13 protein-coding genes and 2 tRNA genes are annotated in these 14,585 nt (G+C 33.2%); all 15 read left to right on the forward strand.

What is annotated here, in order from left to right:
• The first annotated feature begins 149 nt into the window (after positions 1-149).
• The 15 genes from NTU58_01090 to NTU58_01160 all read left to right on the forward strand — a co-directional run bounded on the left by NTU58_01090 (position 150) and on the right by NTU58_01160 (position 14,561).
• Positions 150-221: transfer RNA gene (locus tag NTU58_01090), tRNA-Ile, on the forward strand.
• A 121-nt stretch (positions 222-342) separates the two neighbouring features.
• Positions 343-417: transfer RNA gene (locus NTU58_01095), tRNA-Ala, on the forward strand.
• A 147-nt stretch (positions 418-564) separates the two neighbouring features.
• Positions 565-822 carry a hypothetical protein gene (locus NTU58_01100; GenBank protein ID MCX6764285.1) on the forward strand — a complete coding sequence of 86 codons (258 nt, stop codon included), beginning with the start codon at positions 565-567 and terminating at the stop codon, positions 820-822.
• Between the two features lie 198 nt (positions 823-1,020).
• Positions 1,021-1,836 (forward strand): hypothetical protein, encoded by an 816-nt coding sequence (locus NTU58_01105; GenBank protein ID MCX6764286.1) that lies wholly within the window; start codon positions 1,021-1,023, stop codon positions 1,834-1,836.
• Between the two features lie 144 nt (positions 1,837-1,980).
• Positions 1,981-2,604, forward strand: coding sequence for a hypothetical protein (locus NTU58_01110; protein ID MCX6764287.1), 624 nt, complete (start codon positions 1,981-1,983; stop codon positions 2,602-2,604).
• 147 nt (positions 2,605-2,751) lie between these two features.
• A complete protein-coding gene (locus NTU58_01115; protein MCX6764288.1) occupies positions 2,752-3,888 on the forward strand; it encodes a hypothetical protein in 1,137 nt (378 codons plus the stop codon).
• A 250-nt stretch (positions 3,889-4,138) separates the two neighbouring features.
• Entirely contained in the window at positions 4,139-4,804 is a 666-nt protein-coding gene (locus NTU58_01120) for a hypothetical protein (protein MCX6764289.1), read from the forward strand.
• A gap of 124 nt (positions 4,805-4,928) precedes the next feature.
• Complete coding sequence (gene lysS / locus NTU58_01125; protein MCX6764290.1) at positions 4,929-6,386, forward strand: lysine--tRNA ligase; 1,458 nt, start codon at positions 4,929-4,931, stop codon at positions 6,384-6,386.
• A gap of 29 nt (positions 6,387-6,415) precedes the next feature.
• Positions 6,416-7,681 carry a serine--tRNA ligase gene (gene serS, locus NTU58_01130; protein ID MCX6764291.1) on the forward strand — a complete coding sequence of 422 codons (1,266 nt, stop codon included), beginning with the start codon at positions 6,416-6,418 and terminating at the stop codon, positions 7,679-7,681.
• Between the two features lie 14 nt (positions 7,682-7,695).
• Positions 7,696-8,418 carry an alpha/beta hydrolase gene (locus NTU58_01135; protein MCX6764292.1) on the forward strand — a complete coding sequence of 241 codons (723 nt, stop codon included), beginning with the start codon at positions 7,696-7,698 and terminating at the stop codon, positions 8,416-8,418.
• Positions 8,415-9,875, forward strand: a complete 1,461-nt coding sequence (locus tag NTU58_01140; protein MCX6764293.1) for a Mur ligase family protein — start codon at positions 8,415-8,417, stop codon at positions 9,873-9,875. Before NTU58_01135 ends, NTU58_01140 begins: the two co-directional genes overlap by 4 nt.
• Before the next feature lie 179 nt (positions 9,876-10,054).
• A complete protein-coding gene (locus tag NTU58_01145; GenBank protein ID MCX6764294.1) occupies positions 10,055-11,326 on the forward strand; it encodes an aminotransferase class V-fold PLP-dependent enzyme in 1,272 nt (423 codons plus the stop codon).
• Positions 11,327-11,334: 8 nt separating this feature from the next.
• Positions 11,335-12,735: a L,D-transpeptidase family protein gene (locus NTU58_01150; GenBank protein MCX6764295.1), complete on the forward strand. Its 1,401-nt coding sequence runs from the start codon at positions 11,335-11,337 to the stop codon at positions 12,733-12,735.
• A gap of 3 nt (positions 12,736-12,738) precedes the next feature.
• Positions 12,739-13,782, forward strand: coding sequence for a peptidoglycan bridge formation glycyltransferase FemA/FemB family protein (locus NTU58_01155; protein MCX6764296.1), 1,044 nt, complete (start codon positions 12,739-12,741; stop codon positions 13,780-13,782).
• The gene (locus tag NTU58_01160) at positions 13,779-14,561 is read left to right on the forward strand and encodes a cell division protein FtsQ/DivIB (GenBank protein MCX6764297.1); all 783 of its coding nucleotides are present in this window, start codon (positions 13,779-13,781) and stop codon (positions 14,559-14,561) included. The genes NTU58_01155 and NTU58_01160 overlap by 4 nt, the downstream gene beginning before the upstream one ends.
• The last annotated feature ends 24 nt before the right edge of the window (positions 14,562-14,585 follow it).

A 14,585-nucleotide genomic window follows, 5' to 3' on the forward strand; every position in this document is an offset into this window, starting at 1 on the left:
ATATTCTGCGCGGTACCTTCAAAGATCGATTGCTTAGTTCGAAACGACTCTAAGATACTAACTTAAAAAACAAAAGCCTTTACCCCCCTCCCTTATTATAAGGGAGGGGGTTTACAGTTTTTGTATTTTTAATTAAAATCATGTTATAAGGGCGTGTGGCTCAGTGGTAGAGCGCGTTCCTGATAAGAACGAGGTCGAAGGTTCGATTCCTTCCACGCCCACTTATAAAAGGGCCTATAGCAAAACAGAATTTTGATATATCAAGCTTCAGCTTGCTATAGTTTAATGGCAGAACACTACATTTGTCCCGATTGGAAATCGAGGATTCCTGATAACTTTGGTGGGCCCGTAGTTTAGTGGTAGAACGCCTCATTTGCAATGAGGAGATTGTGGGTTCGATTCCCGCCGGGTCCACCAAAGTTATCGGAACAAGTAGGGATGGAACAGTTCCCTGCCTGCCGGCAGGCAGGGATTCTGCCTAGGTCCACTGAAAGTTCGAGTCCCGTAGTCCCCGCCGACAACACCGCTTTTTAATAAGGCGGTTTTTTGGTAGAATAAAAGAACATGAAAAAAATAAGTAAATTAGCAATTCTTAGTTTTATTTTTTCAACTTTTGTTTTTCTTATTCCATTTATTGATAGATATATTCCTTATCCTTTTCCTCGCGAAACTGTTTATAGCCTTTTAGATTATGGTGGTAATTTTGCAGCTTTAATATTAGGAGTAATAGCTTTAATTTATGTTAAGAAGAAAGAATTGAAAGGACAGTGGTTTGCGATATTAAGTATTATTTTAGCGGCTATTGCTTCTCTCTATGTATAACAGGCTCTAACATGGTTCGGTAAGAAAACCTAAATTTATCACAAAAATCCCCATTATTCTCCCTAATCCTGGTTCTAACCCTTCGGCAGGCTCAGGACTAAGTCCTTCGGGGGTACTCAGGACTTATGCTACGTCTACAAGTCCCCGCAAACAACAGCCGCTTTTTAATGAGGCGGTTTTTTGGTAGAATAGGGGAATATGAACAAGAAAATATCTACACCAATAGCCATAGGGATTATTTTAATCCTATCTGTTGCATTAATAATATTTACTTATTGGCAGATTGCAGAGATAGAGAAAAATGCGAGCCAAATAATAGAAATTAAGGTTCCAGAGAAAGAAGAAATGGCGACATCAACGATAATAACGGTAACTAATTTTGAAGAATGTGTTGCTAATGGATATCAAGTTGATAATGATACTTATTCACATTATCCTTATTCTTCCTTATGTAAGACTCCTGGCGGAGATGTGTTTATAAAAGGAATTGATAATAATAGAATATACGTTGAAAAAGAGAATGGTAAGATTGTTGCGATTAATGTAGGAGAAAAAGAATTAAAAATAAATGAGATTATTCCTAACCTTGTTGAGAAGCAGGAAATATCGGCAGGAGTTAAAGAAGAGTTAGAAAGTAAAGCAAAAGAAGACCACAAAGAATGCTCTACCGAATATGAGAAATCTTTTATAGTAAAAATTTTTAAGATTGAATTAGATGACAATTTAGAAACAGAAGAATATGTTGTTGACTATTGGTGTGGAGGTCAGATTGAATTTTCTAATGTTTATAAGAAGATTGGGAATGAATGGAAAACAATTTTAGATGTTGGAGGATGGGTTGATAAGATTGAAAAAACGAAAATAAACGGAATGCATAACCTTTTGATATTTGAAGAAATGGGGCTCAACAGCCCTGGAATAGAAACTCGTTATAAATGGAACTCTTTTCTTAACATATATGAAGAAGACCAAAAATGGGATGTAATTTGGAATGTTTCAAATTTCACACAGTAAAACAGGTTCTAACATCGTCAAATTGTCGCCAAATCTACCATATAGACCCCTCCATTCTCCCTAATTCTGGTTCTAATGTCGTCTACGAGTCCCCGCTAAGCAAAACCTTTTTAATAGAGCGGTTTTTTGGTAGAATTAAATAATATGGAAATTAAAAATACATCAATAATTGAATGGGAAATAACGCCTTCGGAAAAAAGAGAAAGACTACAACAATTTATTTCAAAAACATGGTGGATAATTCTTTCTTTTATTATTTTTTCTTTCTTTAGTTTCTATTCAGGATTTTGGTCTACTAAAATTCAACATGGCACTAACGCTGCTTTAAAAGAGCTTTTATTTATTGTAATTGCAGTAGCTGTAGGTATTTTACTTATATATTTCTTTAATAAGATTAATCCATATCAATTAAGAACTTTTCGTTTAGACAATGCAGGAGTTCAAATTTCTAAAGGAAAAAAGAAGAAATCTTATTCTTGGAACGAATTTGAATGTTTTTATGTTTACACAACTTACAGGGGCTATACGCCCAATAAAGAAACGGATTTAGGAAAAATATTTAAAGCAGAAGAACAAATAATGGGTGATATTTTCTATCTTAAGAAAAAACAAACAACTTTTTTGTCTAAATTATATAAAACTTTTATTGTTATTTACTCCGAACCCAATAACCTAGGAGATATATTTAGCTTCTTAAAAGATAAACTGCCACAAAAAATAATGACAGCGACCACTGATTTTGGATTAATTTTTTATGAATTTAAATAAAGTAGTTCCTAACATAGTTCATTAATGGACTAAATCCATCATAAAAACCCCATTATTTTCCCTAATCCTGGTTCTAACGTTGTCTACGAGTCCCCGCAAACAACAACCGCTTTTTAGTAAGGCGGTTTTTTGGTAGAATGAAACAATATGAATAAAAAAATATCTACACCAATAGCAATTGGTATTATATTAATCTTATCTGTTCTTTTGGGCGGTTTTACCTTGTGGCAATGTTCAGAGATACAGAAAGAGAAAATTGAACCAACATTATTAGAGAATAAAGAGCAAACAACAGATTTGAAAGAAACGGCACAAAATCTTTTTAGTGATTATTTAGATAAATATAAAAATACAGATACGACCCTTAATGACAGAATTAAAAGTTATATAATTAATGATATTAAAATAGATATGACCGAAGACGATTGTTTTGGATTTACTGTTAATTATTCAGTTGAGACCCTTAAAGACCAAAATAATAATTTAACTAATTGGGTGGCTGGTAATGGTAAAGAGGATGGCAATTGGGTTAAAAATAAACAAGAATTTGTAGATGCAATTAAAGAAAATGGGAATTATAAAATTAGAGAAATGGGAACGGGCAGAGGTTCAATAAGTTGTATGGGTGAGCAAGACGAAACCGCTGATTGGAAGACTTATAGTAATGAGGAGTATGGGTTTGAGATAAAGTATCCCGAAAAGTGGCCTATAGACGAGGATTATAATAACGAGAATTATTACGCTAATGTTACCATTAGAGAGCAAAATGGTGAAGGTAAAATGGTTGACTTATATATTTATAATAATCCCAATAATTTATCTCTTACTCAATGGCTTGATTTTTATGACCAAAATATATGCGGTTCCGTTGGAGAAAGAAAACCAATTTCAATTGCTGGTGTTGAAGGAATTAAAGGCGCACATTACTGCGGCGATTCTTATTTAGAGGGAATTTTTTTATTAAAGGAAAATAAAGTTTATAATATCAATTTTCTGTGGGGTGGGATGGAAGAAACCGTAGGACCTATCAAAGATGAAGAAGGAATTTATAACCAAATGCTTTCTACTTTTAAGTTTATTGAAGAAACTACTGATAATATGAAAAATTGTGAAATTGATTCAGATTGCGTTGGTTCGGCTTGCTGTCACCCTGATTCATGCATTAATAAAGCATATAGAGGAGTGTGCAATGTGTTCTGTACTCAAAGTTGTGAAGGACCGTTAGATTGCGAAAAGGGAAATTGTGCGTGTGTTAATAACAAATGTGTAATAATAGCTAAATAATTTTCATAGTTTTTATCAATTTCTACCCACCCAAAGGTTCTAAACGTGTCCCGTAGTCCCCGCAAAAAAATCGCCATTTAGACGGTTTTTTGTTTTAAATAAAGTTATCCACAATCACTTTAAGGCTATTTTTGCTAAAATAACATAAACTTAATAAATTTGATTTTTCCTATTTCATTAGGAAAATATTGAATTATTTTAAAGGTCGAAGCAAAAAAAATAAAAATTTAAAAACATGACAAGTTGGTCTATGATTATCCGTGAAAGTTTACAAGGTCTTTTACAAGATTCAATATCTTATCTTCCTAAAATCCTTATAGCATTGATTGTTGTAATAATCGGTTGGCTTGTGGCCGTAGGGATTGGAAAGGTAGTAACAGAAATTTTGAGAAGAATAAAATTTGACACTCTTTTTGAAAAAGGAGTTTGGAAACACGCTTTACAAAAAGCTGAATGGAAAATCGACCCTTCAGGGTTTATCGGAGCCATAGTTAAATGGGTTTTATTCGTTTCTTTTTTAATAGCAGCCGTAGAGATTTTAGGGTTTATTCAATTTGCTATTTTTGTCACCAATATAGCTGCTTGGTTGCCGAATATTATAGTGGCAGCGGCTATTTTTGTGGTAGCGGTAATTGTCGCAGAATACTTGCCAAAAATCATCAGAGCCGGGATTGAAGGATTGGAAATAAAATACGGCAGTTTATTGGAAACATTGACAAGAGGAGCGATTTGGGTTTTTGCCGTTCTGGCCATCTTAATTCAGCTGGGAATTGCCGAGGAATTAATTATGACTTTGTTTACCGGTTTTATAGCATTTTTGGTGATTGCCGGAGGTTTGGCTTTTGGTTTGGGAGGGAAGGATGCTGCCGCAGAATTTTTGGAAGACGTGAAAAAGAAAATGAAAGAAAAAGAATAATTAAACTTTTTTACTTTTTAGCGCTAAGAAGTTATAAAAGTTGAATTTTATTTTCGGAATTGAGCCCTTTAAGAGGGCTCAATTCTTTTGACTTATTGGGCAAATAAAGTAAAATAAAAATAATATGTTAAACGCGGATATTAGAAAAATTAGATTAGAAAAACTGGAAAAAATAAGAAAATCAGGCACCAATCCCTATCCCGGAACAACCAAAAGAACCCACCAAATCAGCGAGGTTTTAGCTGATTTTAAAAAATTAGCTTCTTTGAAAAAAGAGGTGATTTTGGCCGGACGAATTAAATCGCAAAGAGGCCATGGCAGCTTAACTTTTTTAGACATTGAGGATGGTACCGGAAAAATCCAAGGTTTTTTAAAAAAAGACGGCCTGGGCGAGAAAAGCTATCAATTTTTTACAGATAATTTTGACATCGGTGATTTTGTTGAGCTAAGAGGCATTTTGTTTGAAACGAAAAAAGGGGAGAAAACCATCGAGGCCCGGGATTTTAAAATGTTAGCAAAATCCCTTTTACCTTTGCCGGAAAAATGGCACGGGATTCAAGATGTTGAAGAAAGATTAAGAAAAAGATATTTGGATATTTTGTTTAACGCGGAAGTAAAAGATATGATTTTGAAGAGGGCTGTTTTCTGGAATTCAATGAGGGAATTTTTGGTAAAAAAAGGATTCTTGGAAGTTGAAACTCCGGTTTTTGAAGTTACTGCCGGCGGAGCCGATGCAAGGCCTTTTATAACCCACCACAATGCCTTAGATTTGGATGTTTATTTGCGTATTTCAATGGGCGAACTTTGGCAAAAAAGATTAATGGTTGCCGGTTTTGAAAAAGTTTTCGAACTTGGGCGCCAATTCAGAAACGAAGGAATGGATGCGGAACACTTGCAAGACTATGCTCAAATGGAATTTTATTGGGCCTACGCTGATTATGAGCAGGGAATGGAGTTGGTTGAAGAAATGTACAAATACGTCGCTAAAAAAACATTCAGGACCTTAAAGTTTAAGACAAGAGGTTTTGATATTGACCTTTCAAAAAAATGGGAAAAATATGACTACGGTAAAATTATTAGTAAAGAAACCGGCATAGATATTTTTCAGGCAAGCTTAACTGAAATGGAAACTATTTTAAAAAAACTTGGCATTGATTATGACAAAAAAGGATTTAATAAAAAAAGAGCAATTGATAATTTATGGAAATATTGTAGAAAAAATATTTCAGGCCCCGGGTTTTTAATCAATATTCCAATTGAAGTGTCTCCTTTGGCAAAAAGAAAAGAAAAAGATCCAAAAGTGGCCTTAAGATTCCAGGTAATTTTGGCCGGTTCTGAAAACGGCAACGGCTATTCAGAGCTTAATGACCCAATTGATCAGGCGGAAAGATTCAAGGAACAGCAAAAATTGCGCGACAAAGGCGACCAGGAAGCCCAAATGTTTGACGCTGAATTTGTGGAGGCTTTGGAATACGGGATGCCGCCAACCTGCGGATTTGGAGTATCTGAGAGGTTGTTTTCATTTTTAATGGATAAACCCATGAGAGAATGTCAGATTTTTCCCTTAATGCGTCCTAAATAAATTTAAAAAATAAAATTTAAATAAATATCGTGTTAGACATTAAATTTATTCGCGAAAATATTGATAAAGTTAAAGAAGGTTGCCAAAATAAAAAGGCAAAAGTCGACATTGACCTGCTTTTAAAATTGGACGAAAAAAGAAAAGAAGCTTTAATTAGCCTCGAAGGGTTAAGAGCAAAAAAGAACAAAGCCACCAAAGAGATAGTCCAAAGTAAAACAAAAACAGAGAAGCAAAAGATTGTTTCTGCAATGAAAAAAATCGACAAAAAAGAAGAAGTTTTGCAGGAAAAATTTAATAAACTTGAAAATGATTTTAACGATTTAATGTTGAAGGTTCCCAACTTGCCCTCAAAAGAAGTGCCTTTAGGCAATGATCAAACCGGAAACGTTGTTTTAAGAGAAGTGGGCGAAAAAACTAAATTTGATTTTAAAATAAAAGATTATTTTGAGATAGCGAAAACGTTTGACCTGATTGACACGGAAAGAGCGGCTAAGATTTCCGGAACGAGATTCGGCTTTATAAAAAATGAAGCAGTTTTTTTACAGTTCGCTTTGATAAAATTTACTCTGGACATTCTAATTAAAAAAGGTTTTTTACCGATTCTTCCGCCGGTTATGTTAAGTCCGGAGATGATGAAGGGAACGGGACATCTGTCGGAAAAAGATTCAGAGGAGAAATATTTTATAGAAAAAGACAAACTTTACTTAACAGGCTCCGCTGAACAGCCGTTAGTTTCGATGCACAGCGGAGAGGTTTTCCAAGAAAAAGACTTGCCAAAGAGATACGTTGGTTATTCAACTTGTTTCAGAAGGGAAGCCGGTTCCTATGGGAAAGACACTAAGGGAATTTTCAGAGTTCATCAGTTTGATAAAATTGAGATGTTCAGTTTTTGTCTTCCTGAAAAATCGGAAGAAGAACATAAAAATCTTTTATCAATTCAAGAAGAATTGATGGGGCTTTTAAAAATTCCCTACCGAGTAGTTCAAATTTGTACCGGAGACTTGGGTTTTCCGGCAGCAGCTGCCTATGACATCGAAGCTTGGCTGCCCAGCGAAAATCGATACCGTGAAACTCACACCACCTTTAACGACACTGATTTTCAAGCAAGAAGGCTGAATATCCGTTTTAGGAATTCAAAGAACAACAGGCTTGAAATTGTCCATGCTTTGAATGGCACGGCTTTTGCTTTAGGCAGAATTTTAATTGCCATAATTGAGAACAATCAGCAAAAAGATGGAAGCATTAAAGTGCCGGAAGCTCTTTGGGAATATTTAAATTTTAAAGAAATCAGATAAAATTTCTTTTAAAAATGGAAAATAATCAAAAATCCATTGTTATTCTCCATGGATGGTATAGTTTAAAAGAAAGATGGCAAAAAGTGAAAGAAATAGTTGAAAAAGAAGGAATAAAAGCCGAAATTCCGGATTTACCCGGTTTTAAAGAAGAAACGAAATTGAATAATCCATGGAGCTTAAATGATTATCTTAATTGGATGGAAAAATTCATTGAGGACAAAAAAAATTCAGGAGAACTAACTGAACCATTTTTTTTATTAGGTCATTCTTTCGGAGGGAGAATTGCCATTAAATTTGCAATAAAACATCCTGAAAAATTAAAGGGTTTAATTCTGTTGTCTGCTGCCGGAATTAAATCTAAAGAAAATTTCATTGCAAATTCTTCATTAATTTTTAAACAATTACATTTTTTGCCGGGCTATGATTTATTCCGAAAATTTTTTTATAAGTTTATTTTAAGAAAAACTGATTATATAAAATTAGAAGGTATAATGAAAGAGACTTTTAAAAATGTGATTAACGAAGATTTGAGTGATTTATTAGCTGAGATTAAAGTAAAAACCTTAATTTTATGGGGAGGGAAAGATAATGTAACTCCTCTTTCTGACGCTTATTTTATGAAAGAAAAAATCGTAAATTCAAAGCTGGAAATTTTAGAAGGTTTAAATCATACGGCTTATTTTGAAAATCCGGAAATTGTAGGACCTAAAATTTTAGATTTTATTGAAGAAAAATGAAATATTTAATTATTTTTTTATGGTTTTTGCTTTTTTTCAAAAAATTATTTTTTTGGGTTTGGCTTTGGCAATTAAAAGAATATCACGTCGGAAGATTTAAAGCTCATTTTCAGACGACAAAAGGCAAAAATATAATAAACAAATATTTATTGATTGCCGAGGCGGTTTTGATCTTGGGTTTGTTTTTTTATGATTTTTTTGTTTATGTTTTAGTTTTGGTTTTCCTGGCGGAAATATTAAAAAGTTTTTATTCCCGCGATTTAAGAATTCCGGTTATTACCAAAAAAACTTCCTTAATTTTGGGAGCCGGATTTATTTTGGAAATTTTAATTATAATCTATTTTTCAATCTTGCCCGATAGAATTTTTTATATTGCCTTATTGACCCTCAGTATTCTTTCCCCTTTGTTTTTTTCGGGCTTGATTTTTTCTTTTGAGCCTTTTGCTATTTTCTGGCGGAATAAAACAATTAAAAAAGCGACACAAAAAATAAAAGAATTCAAAAATTTAAAAGTCATCGGCATTACCGGAAGCTACGGGAAAACCTCAACCAAAGAATTTTTAGCTCAAATTCTTTCCGAAAAATTTAAAGTAGTAAAAACCAAAGAACATCAAAATTCGGAAGTTGGAGTTTCAAGGTGTGTTTTAAACGATATAAAGGCAGAACATCAGATTTTTATTTGTGAAATGGGGGCTTATCAAAAAGGGGGAATAAAGCTTTTGTGCGATATTGTAAGCCCCAAAATTGGCATAGTGACCGGCGTCAACGAACAACATCTGGCAACTTTTGGGAATATGGAAAATTTACTTTCAGCCGAGGGCGGCAAAGAATTGATTGATAGTTTGCCCAAAGAAGGAGTAGCGTTCTTTAATGAAAAAAACGAATATTGTCGTGATTTGTATGAAAAGAGTACCATCAGAAAAATTCTTTATGGAAGAGAAGCCGCTTTTTCGGGCGGAGAAAACATTTTGGGAGCTATGGCGGTGGCAAAAGAAATTGGGATGAAGGACGAAGAAATTTTTTCCGTCGTAAAAAAGATTAAAAATAAATTTCCGGGCATTGAAATTAAAAAAATCAGTAATTTAAATATTATAGATGCTACTTATTCCGCTAATCCCAATGGAGTGCTGGCTCATTTGGAGTATTTAAAAAGCTTTAAAGGCAAAAGAGTTATTATTATGCCTTGTTTAATTGAGTTGGGAGAAAAAGCCAAAGAAATTCATTTTAAAATAGGGGAGAAAATCGGGGAAGTTTGTGATTTGACGATTATAACAACCGAAGATTTTTTTGAAGAAATAAAAGAAGGGGCAATGAAAAAAGAAATGAAAGAAGAAAATATTTTATTTATGGAGAGCCCGAAAGAAATTTTTGAAAGAATAAAAAATTTTTCCAACAAAGAAGACGTGATTTTATTGGAAAGCAGAATCCCTAAAAAATTATTTAATTTTTTTAAATAAAAAAAGAGGGTGTAATTTAATTACAACCCCCGGTTGTTTTAAAGGATCAGCGTTTTTTCAGAAGATATTCCGGTATTCCTGCAATATGATATATTACTATCTTAGCTGCTAGAAAACGGAGAGCTATTCTTTCTTTAATTAACCACATATCCATCTTTTCACCTCTTAATTAATATACCATGAAAAAAATATTTAATCAAGAACCAAAAACAATATTAATATCTTTATCTCCCAATACTGAAAAAGACGATGTTCAGCTGGCCAAAAAAACAATTGGCGATTTTAAGTCATGGAAAAAGGGGGAACAAGTTAAAACCTTAGAAGGAGAGCTAAAGAGATATTTTGCGGTTAAATATACGGTTCTTTTTAACAGCGGACGGGCTTGTTTGTCGGCAATTTTAGAGGTTCTTCAAATAAAAGAGGGAGATGAGGTTTTACTCCAAGGTTTTACCTGTAATTCAGCAATAATTCCTATTTTACGAACAAAAGCAAAGCCTGTTTTTGTGGACATAGAAGATACCCTGAATATGAGCCCCGATGATTTGGAAAAAAAGATTAGCCCCAGGTCCAAGGCAATAATGGTTCAGCATACCTTTGGTTTTCCCGCTCAAATGGATAAGATCATGGAAATATCCAAAAAACATAATTTAATTTTAATTGAGGATTGTGCCCATTCTCTAGGGGCTAAATTTCAAGATAAGTTGTGCGGAACAATGGGAGATATCGCTTTTTTCAGTTTTGGCCGGGATAAAATCATTTCTTCGGTTTTTGGCGGTTTTATCACAACAAACAATAAAGAGCTTGGCCGAAAAATCATTAATTTTAAAGAGAAATTGAACTATCCCTCCGGTTTTTGGATTTTTCAGCAATTATTGCACCCGATTTTAATAAATAGCCTAATTTTTCCGCTTTATCGTTTTCCGACTTTAGGAAAATTTTGTTTGATATTTTTTCAGAAAATTAGAATTTTATCAAAAGCCGTTTCTTCAAAAGAAAAAAAGGGCAAGTTTTCCAAGGGTAATTCTAAGAAATTTCCCAATGCTTTGGCAATTTTAGCCCTGAACCAGTTTCAAAAACTGGAAAGATTTAATTTCCATCGCCGGGAGATAGCCAAAATTTACGAAGAAAATTTGAAAGAAAGTCCCGCGTTTTTACTTCCTTTTTCAAAAAATAAAGAACAAAAAGAAATTATTTTTATGAAATATCCGGTTTTAGTTCAAGATTCCGAAAAGATTTTGAAAGAATTCAGAAAGAAAAGAATTCTTTTAAATGACGGTTGGCGGAAAGTACCCGTTGTTCCCCCGGGAAACGATATTAAAAAAATGGGTTATATTTTTGGTTCCTGTCCGAAAGCCGAAGAAGTTGCATCAAAGATTTTAAATTTGCCGACTCATATTAACCTGTCAAAGGAAAAAGCAAAAGAAATCGCAGATTTGCTGAAGAAGTTCTGATAATTTTTATGATTAGGAAAATTATTTTTATTGTTTTAATCCTGATAATTGGATTTTTGTGTGGAATTTTATTTTTTAATTTTTTTATAGAATCAAAAATTAGTTTTTCTTATCCCAATCTGACCTTTCCCGATAAAAAAATTATTAAAAATGAAAAAGAGCGGGAAATTAAAATCGTTCCTTTTTTTGAAGAATTAAAGAATGAAATTATTTCCCAAAAAGCCACCTCCTCTTTTTTGGAGATAAATTTTCCGGAAATGAAAACAAGAATTTGGCAAGAAGGGGAGTTGAAAAAAGAAGTTGAAATTTTGGCAAAAGGAGACCCTCAGGAATGGGGAGGAACGGCAGCAGGCCTATATAAGATAATTTCCAAATACAGAATAGCTTTCTCCGCAATAGCTGAAGTTTATATGCCTTACGCGATGAATTTTTACGGCAAATATTATCTTCACGGTGTTCCTTATTATGAAGAGGGAAATAAGCGTTTTGTAAACGTTACCGGCGGCTGTGTTCAGCTTTCTGATAAAGATTCGGAAACCATTTTTAATTTAACAGAAAAAGAAATTCCGGTTTTGGTTATTGATAAATATAAAGATAATTATTTGCCTTATTTCAAAAAAGAAATAAGTGACTTTCCCTCGCTTTCGGCTAAAAGTTATTTGGTGGCAGACTTGGATTCGGGGTTTGTATTGGCTGATAAAAAAATGGAAGAAAAACATCCGATTGCTTCTTTAACTCAGTTAATGACCGCGGTTGCAGTAGCTGAAAACATCGATTTAAGAAGGTCTATCGAGATAACTCCAAGCATGTTAAAGCCCTTGGGAACAACTACTGGTTTAGTTTCCGGGAAAACCTTCAAGGTGGTGGATTTGTTTTATCCTATGCTTATTGAATCTTCAAATGATGCGGCCGAGGTTGTAAGCAATCTTTTAGGTCGGGAGAAAACCATCAGATTAATGAATGAAAAAGCAAAAGCAATTTTGATGCAGGATACTATTTTTGTCGACCCTCATGGTTTAAGTGAAGAAAACATTTCTACGCCAAGGGATTTGTTTTATTTGGCAAGATACATTTTGAATAACCGTCCTCCTATTTGGAAAATCACCAAAGAAGAAAAAGTGAATTCTTACGGAGAATTAACCTTCACAGGCCTTTTAAACAAGAATTTATTTTCGACTGATACTGATTTTATCGGCGGAAAAACCGGCTATATTAAAGAGTCAAAATATAATGGAATATTTTTATTTGAGTTTTCAGACAAAGATAATATAAAAAGAAAAATCGTAATTATTCTTCTGGGTTCGGAAAACTGGCTTACCGATTCAGACAGCCTAAAAGACGATGCGAATAAGACCATTGATTGGGTCAAAACTAATTTTTTCACCAAAGAAGAAGTTAAAAATAATTAATTTATGAATTTAAAAGAAATAAAGGAAAAGAATACCTGGGAAAGCTTTTTTAAAGAAATAAGAGAAAAAACATTTCTTCAGTCTTGGAATTGGGGAGAATTTCAGAAGGCAATGAGAAATAAAATCTGGAGATTGGGGACATATGACAATGAAGAATTGGTTGCCTGCGCTTTAATTACAAAAATTCAAGCCAAAAGAGGGAAATTTTTATTGATACAACATGGACCCTCCTTCGCTAAAGCTTCGGAGGGCAATGCCCATATTAGATATGAAATGCTAAAGAATTTATTGGAAGAATTAAAAAGAGTAGGCAAAGAAGAAAAAGCGAATTTTATCCGGATGAATCCTCTTTGGGAATTAAATCAGGAAAATCAAGACATTTTGATGAACTTGAGATTTAAAAAAGCCCCGATACACGCAAATGCCTATGAAGCCACCTGGAAACTTGATATATCGCTTTCTGAGGAAGAAATTTTACAGAACATGCGAAAAACTACCCGTTATCTCATCCGCCAGGCAGTAAAAAATCAAGACATTACGATTGAAAAGAGCGAAAAATTGGACGGTCTTGGCATTTACCAAAATCTTAGTAAAGAAGTGGCAAAAAGGCAGAAATTTGTTCCTTTTTCAGATGAATATATAAAAAATGAATTCGAAGTTTTTTCAAAAGACAATCAAGCTCTTTTATTTTTTGGAAAATATAAGGGAGAGATAGCGTCAGCAGCTTTGGTCGTTTTTTGGTCGGGCATCGGTTTTTATCATCAGGCAGCATCCCTTTCAAAATACGCCGAATTTTCAATTCCTTATTTGTTGCAATGGGAGGCAATAAAAGAGGCAAAAAAAAGGGGATGCAATTTTTATGATTTTTGGGGTTATATTGATCCTCAAAAATTTCCAAAACATCCTTGGTCCGGCCCCACTTTATTTAAAATGGGCTTTGGCGGCGGTGCTTATGAATATGTAAAAACCCAGGATTTTATTCTTTCTCAAAAATATTGGTTCAATTGGATGATTGAAAAATTGAGGAAAATTAAAAGAGGACTATGAAAAAAATTAAATATTATGGGAAATTTAATAAATACCGGTCGAGGAGAAAACGAAAAATATTTTATTTTATTCCTGTTTTATTATTTTTTACAATTTTTTATTTAATTTATTTTTCTCCATTTTTTCAAATTAAAAAAATTGAAATTTCCGGAAACCAAAAAATTTCCTCAGATAATTTAAAGGGTCCGATAGAAGATAAATTAATAAAAAAGATTTTGTTTTTTAATTCCAAAAGCTTATTTTTAGCGGACTTAAAAGAAATTGAGGAAAGTATTTTAAAAAAATATCCGGAAATTGAAAAAGTTAATTTTTTCAAAAAAATTCCCGATAAATTGATGGTTTTAATAAAAGAGAGAAGCCCCGTTGCTGTTCTTGAAAAAGACAACAATTATTTTTTAATTGATAAATCAGGAATAGTTTTTGAAAAAACCGAAGAAAAACAAAATTTTTTATTGATAAAAAAGCCGGAGTTTACCCAAGAAATAAAACTTGGGAATAACTTGATTGAAGAAGAATGGATGGGCCAAATTTTAAAAGTTGAACCTGAGTTTAAAAACAAAAACTTGGAATTTCGAATTGACTTCGCAGAAATTCTAAACGAGCAAAGGTTAAACGTTAAAACTTCCGAGGGTTTCGAAGTTTATTTTGACCTTTTGGGAGATATTTCCCAGCAAGTTTTAAATTTAAGCGTGATTTTAAAAGAAAAGATTTCTCCGAAAGAGCTGAGAAATCTTGAATATATTGATTTAAGATTTGGAAATCAAGTTTACTACAAATAAATTAAATAACACTTGGGGTGATAG

The organism is Candidatus Nealsonbacteria bacterium, assembly GCA_026396195.1.
In the GTDB taxonomy this organism is placed as follows: Bacteria; Patescibacteriota; Minisyncoccia; order Minisyncoccales; family JAGGXC01; genus JAPLXH01.

Excerpts from the sequence above, each read along its gene's own strand:
- NTU58_01155 (MCX6764296.1), top strand. The coding sequence starts at position 12,739 with ATGAATTTAAAAGAAATAAAGGAAAAGAATACCTGGGAAAGCTTTTTT.
- NTU58_01150 (MCX6764295.1), top strand. The coding sequence starts at position 11,335 with ATGATTAGGAAAATTATTTTTATTGTTTTAATCCTGATAATTGGATTT.
- NTU58_01140 (MCX6764293.1), top strand. The coding sequence starts at position 8,415 with ATGAAATATTTAATTATTTTTTTATGGTTTTTGCTTTTTTTCAAAAAA.
- NTU58_01110 (MCX6764287.1), top strand. The coding sequence starts at position 1,981 with ATGGAAATTAAAAATACATCAATAATTGAATGGGAAATAACGCCTTCG.
- NTU58_01115 (MCX6764288.1), top strand. The coding sequence starts at position 2,752 with ATGAATAAAAAAATATCTACACCAATAGCAATTGGTATTATATTAATC.
- NTU58_01120 (MCX6764289.1), top strand. The coding sequence starts at position 4,139 with ATGATTATCCGTGAAAGTTTACAAGGTCTTTTACAAGATTCAATATCT.
- lysS (MCX6764290.1), top strand. The coding sequence starts at position 4,929 with ATGTTAAACGCGGATATTAGAAAAATTAGATTAGAAAAACTGGAAAAA.
- NTU58_01100 (MCX6764285.1), top strand. The coding sequence starts at position 565 with ATGAAAAAAATAAGTAAATTAGCAATTCTTAGTTTTATTTTTTCAACT.
- NTU58_01105 (MCX6764286.1), top strand. The coding sequence starts at position 1,021 with ATGAACAAGAAAATATCTACACCAATAGCCATAGGGATTATTTTAATC.
- NTU58_01145 (MCX6764294.1), top strand. The coding sequence starts at position 10,055 with ATGAAAAAAATATTTAATCAAGAACCAAAAACAATATTAATATCTTTA.
- NTU58_01160 (MCX6764297.1), top strand. The coding sequence starts at position 13,779 with ATGAAAAAAATTAAATATTATGGGAAATTTAATAAATACCGGTCGAGG.
- NTU58_01135 (MCX6764292.1), top strand. The coding sequence starts at position 7,696 with ATGGAAAATAATCAAAAATCCATTGTTATTCTCCATGGATGGTATAGT.